This window comes from Brucella sp. (assembly GCF_032066345.1).
Lineage (GTDB): Bacteria > Pseudomonadota > Alphaproteobacteria > Rhizobiales > Rhizobiaceae > Brucella > Brucella pseudogrignonensis.
Genome location: NZ_DAMBKZ010000013.1, coordinates 58,794 through 76,905 on the forward strand (window position 1 = coordinate 58,794; position 18,112 = coordinate 76,905).

Genomic DNA, 18,112 nt, shown 5'->3' on the forward strand with positions numbered 1-18,112 from the left:
AACGGCACACGCTAAAAGCGTATGCCGTCTGGAACGGGTAATCAGAAGGTTTTAGCCGCGACGGGTCAGCGAGAAACGCGATCCGGCGGACGAGGTGCAGTTCAGCTGGTTCTGTGCAACGAGAGCGCAGTTTACGCGGGACGACGTGCCACGCACGATCGAGCGCATGTCGATTTCGACAAGCTGTGGTGACTGGTAACGATAGTTACCTTCTGCGAGCTTCTCGTTGGTGTCGGTCGAGCGGGTTTCGAAAATGCCGCCATTGAAGGATGAAACGATACCGTTCGGATCAACCCAGGCACCGTCGATACCGGATGGCGCGCGATTGACGACAGGGACATTGCCACCACCGCCAGGGCCGGTTGCCACACAACCTGCAAGCGCGAGCGATACGATTGCCGTAGAGCCAATGATGCGGAAGCGTTTCATGTCCATTTTCTCCATAAGAGTGTTTCTCGTGTGATGTATGGAAATTTACACGATTACAAGCCCCTTTGACGACGATAGCCAAAATGTTGCGAAACTGCCGCAATCGAAATTGCCCGGCAAAGGCCGGGCAATCTGGCTCGTTTTAGCGAACCAGAATGTTGCGGAATTGCCAAGGGTCTTTGGTGTCGAGGTCTTCTTCGAACAGGACACCACGGCCTTCCAGCGGGTTCCAGTCTGTATAATAGCCTTTGACTGGTCCCAAATATGGCAGCTGCACTTCAAGGCAGCGGCGATAGTCCATTTCGTCGGTTTCGACGATGCCGCTTTCAGGGTTTTCCAAAGCCCAGACCATGCCCGCCAGAACAGAAGACGAAACCTGCAAGCCCGTTGCGTTCTGATAAGGCGCGAGTTTGCGGGCTTCTTCGACGCTCAGCTGCGAGCCATACCAATAAGCGTTTTTATCGTGACCATAGAGCAGGACGCCCAGCTCATCCGAGCCGTCGAGAATTTCGTCTTCTTCCAGCACATGCTGAACCGCCTGCGCACGTCCGCTGCCGCCAAACATTTCGTCAAGCGAGAGAATGGCGACATTGCTCGGATGATAGGCGTAGTTACAGGTCGGGCGATATTCGAGCTTGCCCTTCTTGCTGCGCACAGTGAAGAAGTCGGCAATCGAAATTGCTTCATTGTGGGTTACAAGCAGGCCGTACTGCGCGCCATGGGTCGGGCACCAGGTGCGAATGCGGGTATTGCCGCCGGGCTGTTCAAGGAAGATCGCAGCCTTGTTGCCCTTCTTCTGCTTGCGGGCGTTTTTAGGCTTCCAGTTTTCATGAGTGCCCCAGCCGAGTTCGGCAGGCTGCAAGCCTTCAGCAATGAAGCCTTCCACCGACCATGTGTTCCAGAAGGTGTCGAACGGCTTCGGCTCCTTGGCGCGCTGGGTGTCGCGTTCAGCGATATGAACACCCTTCACGCCGGCCTTCTTCATAAGCTTCGCCCAGCCCTGACGGTCATCGGCTGCGGGTTCTTCAAACTCAAGCTTGAGTTCGCCAGCGAGATCGATGAGCGCCTTTTTCACAAACCACGACACCATGCCGGGATTTGCTCCACAGCAGGAAACAGCGGTCGGGCCACCCGGATTTTTTTTCTTTTCAGCGCGAACGGTTTCGCGCAGCGCATAATTGGTGCGCGAAGCATTGTCTGCTTCGGTGTCAAAATAGAAACCAAGCCATGGCTCGACAACCGTATCAATATAGAGTGCGCCCTGTTCGCGGCTGTAGCGCATCAGATCGAGCGACCCGGTGTCGACCGACAGATTGACGATGAAAGGCTGGCCTTCGCCTTCCTTGATCAGAGGCCCAAGAATCTTCTTGTAATTGTCCTTGGTGATCGCGTTCTTGATGAAGCGGATACCCTTGTCATCCAGGATCTTGCGGTTCTTCTCAGATGGATCAATGACGACCAGACGGGATTTGTCGAATTTGAAATGGCGTTCGATCAGTGGCAGGGTACCGCGCCCGATCGAGCCAAAGCCGATCATGATGACAGAGCCGGTAATTTCGCCATAGACTGGCCATTTCGCTTTCGCCATTTTCTTTCTCTCTCCTGCTGTAAAGCTACAGCGTTGCACAATTCCCTGTTGAGGCTCAGGACCCACTAATTTGATGCAAATGGCACCCGAAATGACAAGATCTGCAAGGAAAGACGCGAAGAACGGGGTGGTTCCCCCGTCCGAGCGGCTTGACGAAACAGATCGCCTGTCATTTCGGTGTCCGGAGGATGTGGTCCATCCGCCCGGCTACTTTGTCGAAAAAGCTCGAAAATGAATCACATTTCCTTCACTTTTTCTCCTCGTATCCAAACGGATGGCCTCACACCATTTCCGTCAAATTAGTAGGTCCTGGACCTAAGAACTGCTAATTTCGCAACGATAGCACAGGTTCATAGAAAGAAAGAAACGTCACAACCCTATGACATGAATACGTGTTTAACGAATTTATATCGTAACCAGCTGAGCGCGGATCATTCCACGCAATGAATTGCCGACAAGAATGTTGCGCGCGCGGCTAAGATCATCCACCGTCACAACGCCTTCCTGAACCACGCTGTTGTTCAGAAGTTCGCGCCGCAGAACACCATCAAGCAGGCCGCAGGAAAGGGCGGGGGTGACACAGGTAGTGCCGCCAATATCTAGGAAAATCGATGTGATGGTGCCTTCGCACACTTGGTCGCGTTCGTTCAGCAGAATGACTTCATCCACCTCGGCTGACGAATATTCTTCACGGGCCGAAATATAGGCCTGACGCCGCGTGGTCTTGTGGCGTAGCAATGCATCATCGTGCTTCAGACGCGTTTCAGCCACTGCGATGCGCCAGACAGTCTGTGGCTGCAACGGCTCATAAGGAAAAGCCGCAATCTCGACGAGACCGTCCGGAGCAAGGGTCAGGCGCAGTTTGAGTGGGCTGTCCCCGGCACTGATCTCGGCGATCTTCTTATGCACCGTTTCCATGTTGTAACGGAAGCCAAGCTCTCTCGCGGAGTTTTCCAGCCGCGCCATATGAAGATCGCAACGCAGGATACCCGAAAGAGGCTCCCAGCGCATGGTCTCGATCAGCTGATAGTCTGGGTCCGCATGGCTGGTCGCTGTCCCGTCGCGAACCGTGCTTTCAGAAGACATTCCTCATACTCCGCTTGCGCTGTGGAATCGAAGACCACACCGCCCCCGACATTGAAGATTGCACGATTTTGCTCAAGAAGCGAGATCGTGCGGATGGCAACATTGAACCGCATACGTCCACCCGGCTCGATCCAGCCAAGCGAGCCGCAATAGATGTCGCGCGGGCCGGTTTCCAGCCTGCGCAGGATTTCCATCGCGCTTATTTTCGGCGCGCCGGTAATGGAACCGCATGGGAAAAGTGCCGCAAAAATCGCGCGCAGCGGCAGATTGCCTTTAAGCTTTGCGCGCACGCGGCTGATCATCTGGTGAACAGTTGGATAAGTTTCGACCCGGAAAGTTTCCGGCACATCAAGTGATCCGACTTCGCTGACCAGTGAAATGTCATTGCGCAGGAGATCGACAATCATGCGGTTTTCCGCCTGATTTTTGGGATCGTTCATCAAAAACTGGCGGTTCGCCTCATCCTCAAAACGGGTGGCACCGCGCGGCATGGTGCCCTTCATCGGATGGGTTTCGATAAAGCCTTCGCCATCCACTTCAAAGAAGAGTTCGGGCGAACGCGACAGGATGATCGGGCCACCGAGATCGCAATAGGTCGCATAGCGAACGGGCTGACGCTTTGCGAGCGTGTTGAACAGCACGAGCGGATCGCCGTCCCATTCAGCATGAACCGGAAAGGTCAGATTGCCCTGATAGCAATCGCCTTCGCGCAGATGCTGGTGAAGGCGTGCAAACTTCGGCTGGTAATCTTCAAGCGACCATTGGGCGATCGGTTCAGTTAAGTACGTGATGTTGTCATCGCTGCGCGTGTGCAAGGCTTGGTCTGATGGGCCATCGAAAACACCAAAGCATAAAAGCGGCGCTTTGCGACCTTCCGGCAGAAGCTCTTTCAGTTTGGGTTCAAGAAGATAGCCCGCCTCATAGGAGAGGTAGCCTGCAAGCCATTTGCCCGCTTCGTGGGCGCGTTGCATGGCCTTCCATGCTGCTTCGAACGTATCTGGCATATCGGCACGGATAATCGAAGACGGAGCCGCGAATAAAACATCGCGGCCCGCCTTGTCATCCCGAAAAAGGATTTGCGGCCTATTCAAACCCCTATTCAAACCCTTGTGGGTCACGAATTTGCTCAGTCTTCCATGGCTTCGAGTTCGTCGATGATGCCTTCCACCACCGACAGGCCCTTGCTCCAGAAATCCGGATCAGTTGCATCGAGGCCAAATGGCGCCAACAGTTCCTTGTGGTGCTTGGTGCCACCCGCTTTCAGCATGTCGAAATACTTCTGCTGGAAGCCTTTTTCCGAGTTCTGGTAGACGGCATAAAGCGAGTTTACCAGACAATCGCCGAAAGCATAGGCATAGACGTAGAACGGCGAATGGATGAAGTGCGGAATATAGGTCCAGAAGGTTTCGTAACCCGGATTGAGATTGACCGCACCGCCAAGGCTTTCGCGCTGCACGTCCATCCAGATTTCGCCGATACGCTCTGATGTCAGTTCGCCTTCGCGGCGCTCGGTGTGAACACGACGCTCGAACTGGTAGAAAGCGATCTGGCGCACGACCGTATTGATCATGTCCTCGGCCTTCTGAGCCAGCATGGCCTTGCGTTCGCGCTTGTTGGTGGTGCGTTCAAGCAGCGAGCGGAACGTGAGCATCTCACCAAAAACGGAAGCCGTTTCCGCCAGTGTGAGTGGCGTGGATGCCATCAGCGCACCCTGTTCGCCGGCTAACACCTGATGCACGCCATGGCCAAGCTCGTGCGCAAGCGTCATCACATCGCGCGGCTTGCCCATATAGTTGAGCAGCACATAAGGATGGGCGGAAGGCACGGTTGGATGCGCAAAAGCCCCCGGCGCCTTGCCCGGACGCACTGGCGCGTCAATCCAGTTCTTGTCAAAGAACTTCTTGGCGATTTCGGCCATTTCAGGCGCGAAGTTGCCATAGGCGGAAAGCACGGTTTCGCGCGCCTCATCCCACGAGATCAGCGCCTGCGGTGTTTCCGGCAGCGGCGCATTGCGATCCCAGTTCTCCAGCTTTTCGAGGCCGAGCCACTTGGCTTTCAACGCATAATAGCGGTGCGAAATACGCGGATAGGCAGCTTCGACGGCACTGCTGAGCGCATCGACAACTTCACGTTCAACGCGATTGGCAAGATGGCGGCTGTCGGCAATGTCCTGAAAACCACGCCAGCGGTCAGAGATTTCCTTGTCCTTGGCCAGTGTATTGGTAATCAGCGTGAAAGTGCGCAGGTTTGCGCCGAAAGTCTTGGCAAGCGCTTCCGATGCCTTTTTGCGCACGGCACCATCTGCATCCTGCAGCATGTTGAGCGTCTGCTCGATGGCAAGTTCTTCGCCATCGATTTCAAAACGCAGGCTCGACATGGTTTCATCGAACAGGCGGTTCCAGGCGCTGTAGCCGGTGATCGACTTTTCGTGGAAAAGCTGTTCCAGTTTGTCGTCAAGCTCATATGGCTTGTCGAGGCGCAAATCTTCCAGCCATGGGCGGTAGTGGCCGATCAAGGGATTGGAGGCCATCGCCTTTTCAAGCACGTCGTCATCGATGCGGTTGATTTCGAGGCTGAAGAAAATCAGCGGCGTGTTGGCGTCAGTCAGTTTCTGCTGCACATCACCGAACAGTTTCATGCGCTTGGAATCGGTGGTGTCGCCGTAGTAATAAAGGCCCGCGAAGGAAGCGATGCGGCCCATGAGTTCGCTTAGACCCTCATATTCCTTGATCGCATCAGCAAAATTTCCGCCATTGGCCTTTGCCGCTTCTTCACCGAGTTTGCCCTTCCAGCGGGTTTCAAAATCGGCTGCATCCTTTGCCGCCTTTTCGAGATCGGCTTTCAGTTCAGCGCTCTCGGCAGAGGGGTAGAGGTCAGCCAGGTTCCACTCGGGCAGCTTTCCAAGGTCGGCCTTCGTGGCAGTTCCGGTATCACCGGCTGGCATATGAGGCATAGTGTCGAGCGTGACAGACTTTGAAAAACGGTTCATGGCAAAGGTCATAGCATTCTCCTGTTGCCCTCTTCTCGCATGTCTTTTTCAAGACGCCAAGGGGCAAGGCGCTATCCTGGATCACAGAACTATTCTGAGGATGATGCGTAAATGTGTATGCATGAGGGCTTGCTTTCATAAGGAACGATGCTCCAAATGACGCGCCCGAAATATGACACATACTAGATATTGGGATGTTCCGAGACATATACCACTGGTAGTGAAGCACCCATGAGTACGCGTATTCTTATAGCGGATGATGATCCGATACAACGCCGCAGCCTTGAAACGGCTGTGCTGCGCATGGGGCATAGGACCATTCTTGCAGATGGTGGCACGAGTGCATTCGGTTTCATCAGCACCCGCAAAGACATTGCGCTTATACTTCTCGATCTGACCATGCCAGACATGGATGGCTGCGCTGTCCTGACAAAAATGCGTGAAGCGGGCATTAATATTCCCGTTATCGTGTTGGTGCAGAACGACGACCTCGAAAAAGCCATGCAGGCTATCAGACTGGGCGCCGTCGACTTTATGACCAAGCCCGTCGTGTTCGAGCGAATGCAGGTATCGGTTGCCAATGCTTTCAAACTCGATTCGCTGACACAGGAACTCAAGCGCACGCGTTCCTCGCAGAAATCACATATTCTGCTTTCCGATATGGTGACGAAGAGCCCGGAGATGGAGAAAGTGGCCATGCTGGCGCGTCGTGTGACGCCGCTTGATACGCCATTGCTCATCGAAGGCGAAGTCGGTACAGGCAAGGAAACTCTGGCGCGGGCTATCAGCAGTGGTGGAACACGTTGGCAGGGCCCATTTGTCGCCATCGATTGCCGTTCTCTTGCAAAAAGCAATGCCGACCAACTGCTGTTCGGGCATTCAGGAGCAAGACCAATCAATTCCGTTGAGACGCCAATCCAGATTGCGGGTAAAATCGCAGAGGCGCAGAGCGGAACTTTGTTTTTTGATGAGATCAGTGCGCTGCCTTATCGCACGCAGCTTCGTCTCTTTGAACTCATGCAAGCCTCGCAATATGTGACCGCTGGTGAAAGTGCCGATCTTTTGGCCAACACACGCGTCATTGCTTCAAACAGTCATTCCTTGGCCGAGCTTGTGCATATGGGCCGGTTTCATCCCGGGCTTTATCATCTCATTTCATCGTTTTCGATTGAGATGCCGTCGTTGCGAAATCGCATTGAGGATATTCCAATCCTCGCGCATCAGTTTCTGATGCATTTTGCCAGCGAAGAACGGCTGGGGCATATTACGGGCATCACACCCTATGCACTTGAGGGGCTGAAGACCTACGATTGGCCCGGCAATGTTCGGGAACTGAAAAATGCAATTTATCATGCCGTACTTCTGTGCGATGAACATGCATTAACGGTTCGACATTTCCGACATATGGGTCTCGATACAGGTATTGTTCGTGGACAGTCTACGGACGGTGGAACGTCGCTTCAGAACAGCAAAGTATCAAGTTCGGGCGCGATCAGCGGCACGACACGGGACGGCGAAGTTCGTACGCTTGCTGCAACCGAAGAAGAGATGATCCGCTTCGCAATTGCGCATTACGATGGCCAAATCAGTGAAGTCGCGCGCCGTTTGGGCATCGGACGGACCACGCTGTACCGAAAATTGAAGGAATATGGCATCGATGTGGCGTCAATAGCTGGCAAGGGTCGCGACGACGCAGATGACCATTTTGATGCCCAATCCGGCCGGTTTGCGAGCCGCTAAAACTCTTTAACTTATTGAAATTTAGTAATTTAAGAAGCAGTACCTGTTGGTGTTGCCAGAATGTTAGCATCGCGGAAGATTGTTAATAATTTTTTTACCATGACGAAAATAGATGCGCCTGTGTGTCTTTTTTGCCATGGTGTTTCCTCATTTGTTGTTCACTAAGCGTCCATTAACCATTAAATCCGACAATCAGGGCTCACGCATATTCGTTTCTACGATCTCTGATACGGCCCTTAGGGCGGACAACACGGTAAGGCGATATAATTCAATGAGCAGCATATCGACCATTAAAGCGCGCTTTGCGAAAGTCTGGACTGGATTGTCTGCTTCCGTATTTAAGGTTCGTTCTTCTGTTTCCGCCTCTCTGGTTGCAGCGGCGGTCGTGACTGCATTCGCACCGGCGCAGGCATCCGCCGAAACGCGCACGCTCAAGCTTTATTATGTTCACACCGGCGAGAAGGCCGAAATCACCTTCAAGAAGAATGGTCGCTTCCTGCCTGATGGTCTGAAGAAGCTGAACGTCTTCCTGCGTGACTGGCGTCGCAACGAGCCAACCAAGATGGACCCGCGCCTGTTCGATCTGGTTTGGCAGGTTTATCGTTCGACCGGTTCAAATCAGTATATCACCGTTGTTTCCGCCTATCGTTCCCCTGCAACCAATAACATGCTGCGCTCCAAGACCAGCGGTGTGGCCAAGAAGAGCCAGCACACGCTTGGCCGCGCGATGGACTTTTTCATTCCGGGTGTTCCGCTTGCAAAGCTGCGTGCCATTGGTATGCGTTATCAGGTCGGCGGTGTAGGCTATTACCCACGTTCCGGCTCGCCTTTCACCCATATGGATGTTGGCAATGTCCGCTCGTGGCCACGCATGAGCCGCCGCGAGCTGTTAGCGCTGTTCCCGGATGGTAAGACTGCTCACATTCCAGCAGACGGCAAGCCATTGCCGGGCTATGAGCAGGCACTTGCGATGATTGAAAGGCAGAAAGCCAGTGGCGGCAACGTCATGATGGCCAGCAACTCGGCACCACGTAAGAGCAAGACGCTGTTCGGCGCGCTCTTTGGTGGCGGCGGTGCTGACGAAGAAGAAGATAATGGCGATGTAGCGCCAGCTGCGGCCCGTCCAGCCCGCGCCGTTCCTGCACGTCAGGCTCCGGCACCTGCCGCACCAGTACAGACGCCACAGGCTGAAACCATGGTTGCAGCTCTGCCAGCCCGCGATGCGCCGGTGCCGATGCAGGCGCCACGTCCGGAAGCTGCGGTTGAAGCGCCGCAGGCTGAAGAAGTGCCAATGGCAGCGCTCAATGTGCCAATTCCAGCGCGCAAGCCAGCGACCGCTCCTCAGGATGCTGTAGCCCTTGCTGCCGCTGAACAGACTGGCGACGCAGCAGCTGCGGCGGCGCGTGCCGCGGTTGATGCAAACACGGCTCAAGTTGCTGATGCAGGTGCTTCGCCGCTGATGAACGGTTTTGTTCCAATTCCATCGACACGTCCTCAGCAGGCAGCCGATAGCGTTCAGCTTGCTTCTGCAGCCATCCCTTCGGCGCGGCCTGATCGTCCGCAGGATGCGATTGCCCAGCTCGTCAACAACCCGCAGGACGCGGCTCCAGCTGTCGCAGATGCAAGCGCAAGCGTGCCGCAGCCGGGTGAAACAGCAGCATTCCCGCTGCCAAAGACTGCCCCACGCGACGATACACAGCTTGCCATGCTTTCCCGCAAGGATGAGATTGGCGAGCTGATCGGACCGCCAGATGACGATTTCGACACGAAGCCTGTGGCCAATGCTGCATCAGAAGCTCCAGCTCCTGCAAAAGCTGCACATGATCGCATTGCTCCGGTGAAGACAGCTTCCGTTGCCAAGCAGGTCAAGGCTCCAACCCGTCAGCAGATTGCTGCTGCAAGTGATGCTGCAGCAACCGGCGTCCGAACGACTGCCAAGGGTGCTCGTCGCGTTGCAAAAGCAAGCGCTCGTCCAGGTGCTGTCGTGCAGCCGGCGGCGATGCCAACCTCGACCATTGCAATGTCGACAGATTCTGTCGCGCAGAATGCACCTGCAACCAATCCGGTTCTGCGCAACGATGCGATGCGATCGGCACCGGCAATGGTCTACACCGCTGGCTTCCAGCGTGGCGACCTGCCAAGCGACCGCTCAAATAAGTTCAGCGGCAATGCCGTTACCTTCCTGACGGTAGCGAAGTTCACCGAAACGAACTGATCGTCCGCGAGACCAAGATAAGAAAAAAGGGGCCGTAAAGGCCCCTTTTTTATTTGGCTGTTTAACGTTTAGCCCTTCAAGGCTGCGGCTTCCGCGGCAAGCTTGGTGATGCCGTCCCAGTCGCCCGCTTCCAGCAGTTCTTTCGGTGCAACCCATGAGCCACCGACACAGACCACATTTGGCAGCGAAAGATAGGTCTTCGCATTGGCAAGGCTGATGCCGCCGGTCGGGCAGAAGATTGTACCGGCCAGTGGCGAGGACAGGGCTTTCAGGAATGGTGCGCCGCCTGCCTGTTCTGCCGGGAAGAATTTGAGATGCGTGTAGCCTTCTTCGCGAAGGGCGAGCATTTCGCTCGGGGTGATGGCCGCAGGCAGCAGAGGCACATCACTGTCATCGGCTGCAGCGAGAATATACTTCGTCGCGCCTGGGCTTACGATGAAGCGCGAACCGGCCTTGGCTGCTTCCTCATATTGCTTTGCATTGAGAATGGTGCCTGCACCGACGATTGCTTCGGGCACTTCAGATGCGACTGCGCGAATGGCGTCGAGTGCCGCAGCCGTGCGCAGGGTGATTTCGATTGCTGGCAATCCACCCTTGGCCAGCGCGCGTGCCAGCGGAACCGCATGTTCAACCTTGTCAATCAGCAAGACGGGAATGACTGGTTGGCCTTGCAGGACGGGAACGAGAAGATCGGTTTTCTGCGGCATGAGCTTGCTCTTCTGCTTGAGTGTGCGGGTAAAAATCGATTTAAAGTGCATGGCCTTGTTTGTCTACCGCGCACATCAACACCGATGTGCGGGGCGGTAGCGTTATGCCGCTTGCAGTATATGACTGATGCTGCGGTTCCAGCGTTCAAAGGCTGCGGCCATGCGGCTATCATATTGATTGCGTGTGAAGGCTGGCCCGTTGTAGCGGCGTGCGAAATTGCGCCAGTCTTTCTGCTCCAGTGCTGTCTTCAACCCGGCTTTGTCGATGAAATTCAGCATCAGTCTGACCTGTCCACCGACAGAACTGCGTGCTTCCGCCACCAGTTCATCAATGCTGCTATAGCCCAGCCATTCCCAATGGGCGCCCATCACCTGACCAAGTCCCCATGAGGTGGATTCAAGCGCCGCCTTCTTATGGATAGACACGGCCCGCTCAAGCAAAAGCCAGCGTTCGCGCTGGGTCTTCGGATTGCGCACGCGCCCTGCCTCCGGCGCTGATAATCCGGCTTGACGCGCCTGATCACGAATACGGCCTGCAAGCCTGCGGTCGAAATAATGGCCTTCAAAGCGTATTGCCGGTTCTTTTTTGCCGTTAACGTCGAAAAGCGCGCGACCGCCACTTTCCACTTCAGCCACAGCCAGAAGCGCTGCCGGATCAATTCCGGCTTGCCTTGCCAATGAGATGATTTCTGCAAAACTTTCTGTATCGAACAACAGGTTTCTCCTCTTGCAAACCGCGTTTATCGAAGCCGGATTTTCGCTTGTCTTGAGAGGAGGGGGATAAATAACTTGAATTTGCCGCGTTCGAGGACTAGTTCGAAGGAAATTTGGAAGAGATCGAACGATGAGCAATCTGCCTTTTACTGTTGCTGCCCTTTATTGCTTTGCGCCGCTGCCGCAATATGAAAGCCTGCGCGAGCCGCTGGCCGAACTTTGCTGCACGAATGGCATCAAGGGGACGCTGTTGCTTGCAGCAGAGGGTATTAATGGCACGGTTGCAGGCTCTGCTGAAGCAATCGAAAAGCTCGTAAAATACATTACTGCAGTTCCCGGCCTTGCCAATCCGGAACTCAAATATTCCAATGCGACTGAAATGCCGTTCTATCGCATGAAGGTGCGTTTGAAGCGTGAAATCGTCACCATGGGCGTTGATGGCATTGATCCGCTGAAAAGCGTTGGCACATATATTGCGCCCAAGGATTGGAACGCGCTGATTGCCGATGAAGACACGGTCGTTGTCGATACGCGCAACGATTATGAATATGCCATTGGTACTTTTGAAGGCGCGCTTGACCCGAACACCAAAACATTCCGCGAATTTCCGGAATGGGTGGAGCAGAACCGCGACAAGCTTGAAGGCAAGAAGATTGCCATGTTCTGCACGGGTGGCATCCGTTGTGAGAAGGCAACGGCCTTCGTCAAGGGGCTCGGCTTTGATGATGTTTTCCATCTCAAGGGCGGTATTCTGAAATATCTCGAAGACGTGCCAAAAGAAGAAAGCATGTGGAACGGCGAATGCTTCGTGTTCGATGAACGCGTTGCAATCGGTCATGGTCTGACGGAAAGCGATATCGAGCTTTGCCGCGCCTGCCGCCGTCCGATCACTGCAGAAGACAAGCTTTCGCAGTTCTTCGAGGAAGGCATTTCCTGCGCTGGTTGTTATGACGAACGCACGCCGGAAGATCGCGCACGTTTCGCGGAGCGCGAAAAGCAGGTCAAGCTCGCCAAGCTACGTGGCTCAAGCCACAAGCACATCGGACGTTAAAATATAGGACGTTGCGGTTCTTTTGCCGCATCATTCTTATCAGCACTAGCCAAAGCTAATACTCCCCTTTAAGGTGGCCATGTTTTCGGAACGATATGAATTCGTTACGGAAATTCTGGGCGGCTTTTGGATGGACGCCCGTGTGAAAAGGGTCTGACGGCATCCGGGTCGCGTTTGCCTCCATCATACCCATCATCGCAAGTTGAGCATCTCGACAGGTCTTGATGCTCGAACAAACGGCGGCGGATTTTTTCCGGCGTGTGATGATGTTTGCCCGAAATACGGGCTCTATGGAGGTCGACAATGAAAAAACTTATCGCTGCGTTTCTTATTACGGTTGCAGCCGGTGCTGCATCGGTTGCTCATGCTGCCGAAAAGGTCACGGTCTTTGCTGCAGCCAGCATGAAGGATGTGATCGAGGAAGCCGCCAAGCAGATCAAGGCCAAGGACGGCACGGAAGTTGTGGCTTCCTTTGCTTCGTCTTCGGTTCTGGCAAAACAGATCGAGCAGGGTGCTCCGGCACAGATTTTCATTTCTGCTGATCTCGATTGGATGGATTATGTCGAGAAAGCCGACCTGATCGACAAGGCATCGCGCAAGGTGATTGCGGGCAACGCGCTGGTGATTGCAACGCAGAAGGAAACGCCGAAGGGTGAAGCCAAGGAATTGCTCAGCGCTGGCCGTTTTGCAATGGGTGATCCGTCGAACGTTCCTGCTGGCAAATATGGCAAGGCAGCGCTTGAAAAGCTCGATATCTGGAAAGACATCGAAAAGAACGCCGTTTTCACCGAAAACGTGCGCGTTGCGCTGCAATATGTGAGCCGCGCCGAAGTGAAGGCTGCAATCGTCTATGCATCGGATCGTGCGGCTGCGCCTGAACTCGTTGAAGCCTATCGCTTCCCGGCTTCGAGCCATGCTCCAATCCTTTATCCTGCAGCACTGATTGCAAAGAACGAAAATGATGCTGCCAAGGCATTCCTTGCGTTCCTTGAAAGCGATGCCGGCCAGGCGATCATCAAGGACAAGGGCTTTGTAGGCGCTGCAGAGGCCGCTCAGTAATGATGGAAGGCAATGTCTGGCAGATTGTTGCTCTGTCGCTCCGGGTTGCCGGGATCGCTATTGTTGTCGCTCTGCCAATTGCCTTTCTTGTTGCGTGGATTCTTGCCCGGTTTAATTTTCCGGGCAAGTCTCTGGTACAGGCTATTGTCACCATGCCGCTGGTTCTGCCGCCGGTGGTGACGGGTTATCTTCTGCTGATCCTGTTTGGATCGCGTGGTGCGCTTGGCGCGCCGTTGCAGGAATGGCTTGGCCTTTCCTTTTCCTTCCGCTGGACCGGTGCAGCTCTTGCTGCAGGCGTCATGGCGTTTCCATTGCTTGTTCGCCCTATTCGCCTTTCGATTGAAGGGCTTGATCGTGGGCTTGAGGAAGCGGCGCGCACGTTGGGCGCCAACAGGTTTATTGCTTTTTTCACGGTGATTTTGCCGCCCTTGCTGCCGGGCATTCTGGCGGGTGCGGTGCTTGGCTTTGCCAAGGCGCTGGGCGAGTTCGGCGCGACCATCACCTTTGTTTCCAACATTCCGGGCGAAACGCAGACCCTTTCGCTGGCGATCTATGCCCTATTGCAGACGCCCACAGGCGACGCCGAAGCTTTCCGTCTGATAGCGATTTCTGCAGCCATTTCCATTGCTGCCGTGGTGTTGTCTGAATGGTTGCAGCGCAGGCTTGCAGGAGAAGCGAAATGAGCGGTCTTGAAGTTTCCGTCGCTGGCCGCAATGGCAAATTTGCGGTTGAAGCAGATTTTGCCGCCCGTTGGGGCGTTACGGCTCTGTTTGGCCATTCGGGCGCTGGCAAAACAACGCTTCTCAAGATGATTGCCGGAACGCTGCGTCCGGAAAGCGGGCGCATCGCCGTCGGTGATTTCACGCTTTTCGATGCCGAAAAGGGTATCAACCTGCCACCTGAAAAACGCCGTATCGGCTATGTGTTTCAGGAAGCGCGGCTGTTTCCGCATATGAGCGTGAAGCGAAACCTCACTTATGCGCGCTGGGCCGGAAAACGCCAGAACAGCCGCAGCTTTGACGAGGTAGTAGCGCTGCTTGGTATCGATCATCTCTTGGATCGTCGTCCGGCAACTCTTTCGGGCGGCGAACGCCAGCGTGTGGCCATTGGTCGTGCGCTTTTGTCTGATCCGGCACTTTTGCTGCTGGATGAGCCGCTTTCCTCGCTGGATCATGCACGCAGGCAGGAGATTTTGCCCTTTATCGAGCGGCTTCGTGATGAAAGCCATGTGCCGATCGTCTATGTCAGCCACGAGATTGACGAGGTTGCGCGGCTTGCCGATGAAATCGTCCTTCTATCGGGGGGCAAGGTGAAAGCCAGCGGCGAGGCTGCCGAGATTTTCCCGCTGATTGATGGGGACGGCGAGGGCGCTGGTGTGCTGCTTGAAGGCTCGGTTTCAGCTTATGATGAGCGCTACAAGCTTGCCGAAATCGATCTTGGCGGGACGACATTCCAGCTCAGCGATGCCGGGCTTAAACAGAACATGCATGTGCGCCTTCGGGTTCGCGCACGCGATGTCTCCATTGCGCGCAAGGCACCTGATGCGATCAGTATCCGCAACGTGCTGCCGGTTTCCATTGTGGCGATTGAAGCGGGAGAAGGGCCGAATGCTCACGTCGCGCTCGACTTTCAGGGGCGGCGTCTGGGTGCGCGACTGACGCGACGTTCGGTCGATGATCTGGGCCTTGCAGTGGGCGATCATGTCGTAGCGCTCGTCAAAGCGGTCTCCGTGGATCGTGCCGCAATAAGAGAAAAATTAAACTGAGACAATAATCCGGTTTTCGTCATGCACCTTTTATGCTCCTGTCTCTATCAGATGGGAGCATAAAATGACTGATTTGCGAGATTGGACACCACGCCCGAAGCCTGAACGCAAAGTGCTGGAAGGCCGCTATGTGAGGCTTGAACCACTGGATGCCGCCCGGCACGGTGACGAGCTGTTTGCGGCCTCTTCCGTTGAAGATGCGGATCAGCGGTTTACCTGGCTGTTCGAAGTTCCGCCTGCAACGCGCGAAGCGTTTGAGCCGTGGCTCGAAAAGGTGTCGGGCAGCGAAGATCCTCTATTCTTTGCGGTCATCGACAAGGCCAGCGGCAAGGTTGCCGGTCGTCAGGCCTTGATGCGTATTGATCCGGTTCATGGTGCCATCGAGATCGGGAACATCTATTGGGGACCGCTCATCTCGCGTAAACCGGCTGCCACCGAAGCGCAGTTCCTGTTCATGCAGTATGTTTTCGATGAGCTTGGCTATCGCCGCTATGAGTGGAAGTGCAATGATAACAACGCGCCGTCCAAGCGCGCAGCGGAACGTTTCGGCTTCCAGTTTGAAGGCATTTTCCGCCAACATATGGTGACAAAGGGCAACAACCGCGACACTGCATGGTTTTCGATCATCGACAGCGAATGGCCAGCGCTGGAACAAGCTTATCAGGCATGGCTTGCGCCGACAAACTTTGATAGTGACGGTCAGCAGATCAGAAAATTAGAGGATTTTCGCATTGGCGGCTGAACCGAAGAAGAACAATCCGGCAATTGCCGCAGCCATTATCCTGGTTGGTTTTGGCGTGCTCGCTTATTACTTGCCAACCATCATGATCGCGCTTGGCGAACGCTCGCACATCGCCGCGGTTATTTTCGGGATACTCTTCGTACTCAGCTTCTTTGGCATATTCTGGCTGCGTTCGCGCCGCCAGAATAAGGACTAACCTACGAGTGCAGCACTAAGCAGCAGAGCGCCGGTCAGCGCTATAAACAGTGCTGCGCCTACTTCAATCGCCGCTTTCAAGCGACCGGACATGGCGCTGCTGCCTGCAAAGCGCAATGCCGTGTTCTTGGCGGTGACGGCCAGGGTTGCGAGAAATGCGACGGTCAGAAATGTGCCAAAGGCCATCGCAAAGACCGAGAGCAAGCCACCAACCATCAGACCATTGAGAAGCGCGAAGGTGAGCACGATCAGCGCGCCGGAACATGGGCGCAGGCCGACAGAGAAAATCGCAGACCATGCCGTCTTCCAGTTGAAATCGTCGCCGAGCGTCGATGGATCGGCAATATGGGCGTTCCCGCAATCGGCACAGATATCACCCTCACCGATGAAGACGTGATCGGCCGCGGCATTGGCAGGCTTGTAGTTGAGCTTGACCGTGTTGGTGGTGCCGAGCGCACGCGTGCTTTGTGAAACGCTGCCCTGCCAGGCTGGACCGCTGGCCATTGCCGTTTGAGGCGCTGCTGCAAAAAGCGCGCTCGTCGGGGAAGGCTCAGCACTGTCACGCTTCTTGAACAGAAGCGGCAATTTGCGTGCAAGCAACCACAGGCCAAAGAACAGCACCAGCGCGAAACTGGCAATTTCCATATAGCGCGCGGTCTGGTTCATCGAAATGCCGGTGCCACGCAGCACAAGCCAGGCCAGTCCCACGACAAACACCGCCATGATCGCCTGTAGCAGCGACGAGACGAAAGACAGGAAAATACCGCGTCTCAATGCCGTTTCATTGGCGATCATGTAAGACGAAATGACCGCCTTGCCATGGCCGGGACCAGCAGCATGGAAAATACCATAAACAAAGGAGAGGCCGATAAGCACGGATGCCTGCCATGGGTCTTCCCGCATGGCTTTGAGCGCGGTTGTCATGGCGAGATAGAAGTTGCGCTGCTGTTCATTCATCCACAGAATGATATGCGCAAAAGGTCCGGTCGGTTTCATGGCGACTTCATTGGCACCGATGCCCAGAGATGATTGCGCCCAAGCCTGGGCGGCGATCATCATGAGGCTGACTGTGAGAATGAAACGGACCGTTTTCTTCATAAGGCTGATTATCCTTTTTTCTCGCAGTCTATCTCAAGGCGCGTGGCGAAAATCTTCGACATGTCTGTGCCTGCCGGATCGTTGAAAAAGGCTTCGGTCAGTGTGCCCTGATTTTGCGCAAGCGCTTCATCGGGATTAGGGCGAATGACCTCAGACTTGCAGCCTGCAGGCAGACCTTTGACGACCAGCTCATTATCACTCACATAATCGATGGCCGTATAAAAGGTCGGATCGTAAACGCCGAAACTGACCTTGTGTCCGGGTTCAAGCTTGAGTGGTTTTTCAGGCTTGCTGGTGAAAACGATCATCAGATGATTGTCGGAGAAGTCAGCTGCCAGATCTTTCGGACGCGCCATTTTAACGTCCTTGCCATCGGCAAGCACGGTCTGAAAATATTTGAACTCGGCGATGGAGCTGTTGATGACATGGCCAAGGTCGATCAGCTCGTTCTTGTCGAGCTGCAAATCGCCATTCTTGTCAAACTCCATCAGAACCGTTGATGAAAACACATCATCAAAACGCCAGATATGGGCGAGCTGTTCAACCGTGCCGTCCGGTGCAATTGTCAGTTCCAGCCTTGCATCGGCAAAGACATGCGGGTGCGCTCTCGCGGCCAGAGGCGCAAACACTGTCGCCAGTGTTACGGCAAGGCCAAAGGGGCTTTTCAGCCATGAGCGCAAATCAAGCATATACGGGTTCCGTGAATTCATCTGCAAGGCATAAGGGTGAAGGCG

17 protein-coding genes are annotated in these 18,112 nt (G+C 54.8%); 8 read left to right on the forward strand and 9 right to left on the reverse strand.

Going from position 1 to position 18,112, the window contains the following annotated elements; all coding sequences use genetic code 11:
* Window positions 1-51 precede the first annotated feature (51 nt).
* The 5 genes from omp10 to RT142_RS16275 all read right to left on the reverse strand — a co-directional run bounded on the left by omp10 (window position 52) and on the right by RT142_RS16275 (window position 6,104).
* The gene (omp10, locus tag RT142_RS16255) at window positions 52-429 is read right to left on the reverse strand and encodes an outer membrane lipoprotein Omp10 (protein ID WP_007877140.1); all 378 of its coding nucleotides are present in this window, start codon (window positions 427-429) and stop codon (window positions 52-54) included.
* Between the two features lie 142 nt (window positions 430-571).
* Window positions 572-2,017 carry a homospermidine synthase gene (locus RT142_RS16260; RefSeq protein WP_313029962.1) on the reverse strand — a complete coding sequence of 482 codons (1,446 nt, stop codon included), beginning with the start codon at window positions 2,015-2,017 and terminating at the stop codon, window positions 572-574.
* A 405-nt stretch (window positions 2,018-2,422) separates the two neighbouring features.
* Window positions 2,423-3,103, reverse strand: a complete 681-nt coding sequence (locus RT142_RS16265; protein ID WP_113159799.1) for an aminotransferase class IV family protein — start codon at window positions 3,101-3,103, stop codon at window positions 2,423-2,425.
* Window positions 3,037-4,194: an aminodeoxychorismate synthase component I gene (locus RT142_RS16270; RefSeq protein WP_409558584.1), complete on the reverse strand. Its 1,158-nt coding sequence runs from the start codon at window positions 4,192-4,194 to the stop codon at window positions 3,037-3,039. The genes RT142_RS16265 and RT142_RS16270 overlap by 67 nt, the downstream gene beginning before the upstream one ends.
* Window positions 4,195-4,229: 35 nt before the next feature.
* The gene (locus RT142_RS16275) at window positions 4,230-6,104 is read right to left on the reverse strand and encodes a M3 family oligoendopeptidase (RefSeq protein ID WP_409558585.1); all 1,875 of its coding nucleotides are present in this window, start codon (window positions 6,102-6,104) and stop codon (window positions 4,230-4,232) included.
* Window positions 6,105-6,323: 219 nt separating this feature from the next.
* Between RT142_RS16275 and RT142_RS16280 the strand changes: the two genes are divergently transcribed.
* Both RT142_RS16280 and RT142_RS16285 read left to right on the forward strand, forming a co-directional pair.
* Window positions 6,324-7,832 carry a sigma-54 dependent transcriptional regulator gene (locus tag RT142_RS16280; RefSeq protein WP_313029966.1) on the forward strand — a complete coding sequence of 503 codons (1,509 nt, stop codon included), beginning with the start codon at window positions 6,324-6,326 and terminating at the stop codon, window positions 7,830-7,832.
* A gap of 271 nt (window positions 7,833-8,103) precedes the next feature.
* Window positions 8,104-10,047: a DUF882 domain-containing protein gene (locus RT142_RS16285; protein WP_313029969.1), complete on the forward strand. Its 1,944-nt coding sequence runs from the start codon at window positions 8,104-8,106 to the stop codon at window positions 10,045-10,047.
* A gap of 68 nt (window positions 10,048-10,115) precedes the next feature.
* Here RT142_RS16285 and RT142_RS16290 read toward each other — a convergent pair whose 3' ends face one another.
* Both RT142_RS16290 and RT142_RS16295 read right to left on the reverse strand, forming a co-directional pair.
* Complete coding sequence (locus RT142_RS16290) at window positions 10,116-10,754, reverse strand: 2-dehydro-3-deoxy-phosphogluconate aldolase (RefSeq protein WP_113497818.1); 639 nt, start codon at window positions 10,752-10,754, stop codon at window positions 10,116-10,118.
* 102 nt (window positions 10,755-10,856) lie between these two features.
* Window positions 10,857-11,468 carry an N-acetylmuramidase family protein gene (locus tag RT142_RS16295; protein WP_313029971.1) on the reverse strand — a complete coding sequence of 204 codons (612 nt, stop codon included), beginning with the start codon at window positions 11,466-11,468 and terminating at the stop codon, window positions 10,857-10,859.
* Window positions 11,469-11,598: 130 nt separating this feature from the next.
* Between RT142_RS16295 and RT142_RS16300 the strand changes: the two genes are divergently transcribed.
* The 6 genes from RT142_RS16300 to RT142_RS16325 all read left to right on the forward strand — a co-directional run bounded on the left by RT142_RS16300 (window position 11,599) and on the right by RT142_RS16325 (window position 16,281).
* Window positions 11,599-12,519, forward strand: a complete 921-nt coding sequence (locus RT142_RS16300; protein ID WP_079213189.1) for a rhodanese-related sulfurtransferase — start codon at window positions 11,599-11,601, stop codon at window positions 12,517-12,519.
* A gap of 303 nt (window positions 12,520-12,822) precedes the next feature.
* The gene (gene modA / locus RT142_RS16305; protein ID WP_064321403.1) at window positions 12,823-13,578 is read left to right on the forward strand and encodes a molybdate ABC transporter substrate-binding protein; all 756 of its coding nucleotides are present in this window, start codon (window positions 12,823-12,825) and stop codon (window positions 13,576-13,578) included.
* Window positions 13,578-14,261: a molybdate ABC transporter permease subunit gene (gene modB, locus RT142_RS16310; RefSeq protein ID WP_007877118.1), complete on the forward strand. Its 684-nt coding sequence runs from the start codon at window positions 13,578-13,580 to the stop codon at window positions 14,259-14,261. Before modA ends, modB begins: the two co-directional genes overlap by 1 nt.
* Entirely contained in the window at window positions 14,258-15,343 is a 1,086-nt protein-coding gene (gene modC / locus RT142_RS16315) for a molybdenum ABC transporter ATP-binding protein (protein ID WP_313029976.1), read from the forward strand. The genes modB and modC overlap by 4 nt, the downstream gene beginning before the upstream one ends.
* A gap of 64 nt (window positions 15,344-15,407) precedes the next feature.
* Window positions 15,408-16,085 (forward strand): GNAT family protein, encoded by a 678-nt coding sequence (locus RT142_RS16320; protein WP_313029979.1) that lies wholly within the window; start codon window positions 15,408-15,410, stop codon window positions 16,083-16,085.
* Window positions 16,075-16,281, forward strand: coding sequence for a hypothetical protein (locus tag RT142_RS16325; protein ID WP_313029981.1), 207 nt, complete (start codon window positions 16,075-16,077; stop codon window positions 16,279-16,281). Before RT142_RS16320 ends, RT142_RS16325 begins: the two co-directional genes overlap by 11 nt.
* Here RT142_RS16325 and RT142_RS16330 read toward each other — a convergent pair.
* Complete coding sequence (locus RT142_RS16330) at window positions 16,278-17,378, reverse strand: nickel/cobalt transporter (protein ID WP_313029982.1); 1,101 nt, start codon at window positions 17,376-17,378, stop codon at window positions 16,278-16,280. The two genes, RT142_RS16325 and RT142_RS16330, sit on opposite strands and share 4 nt — an antisense overlap.
* Before the next feature lie 8 nt (window positions 17,379-17,386).
* Window positions 17,387-18,067 carry a DUF1007 family protein gene (locus RT142_RS16335; protein WP_313029985.1) on the reverse strand — a complete coding sequence of 227 codons (681 nt, stop codon included), beginning with the start codon at window positions 18,065-18,067 and terminating at the stop codon, window positions 17,387-17,389.
* Window positions 18,068-18,112: the final 45 nt, after the last annotated feature.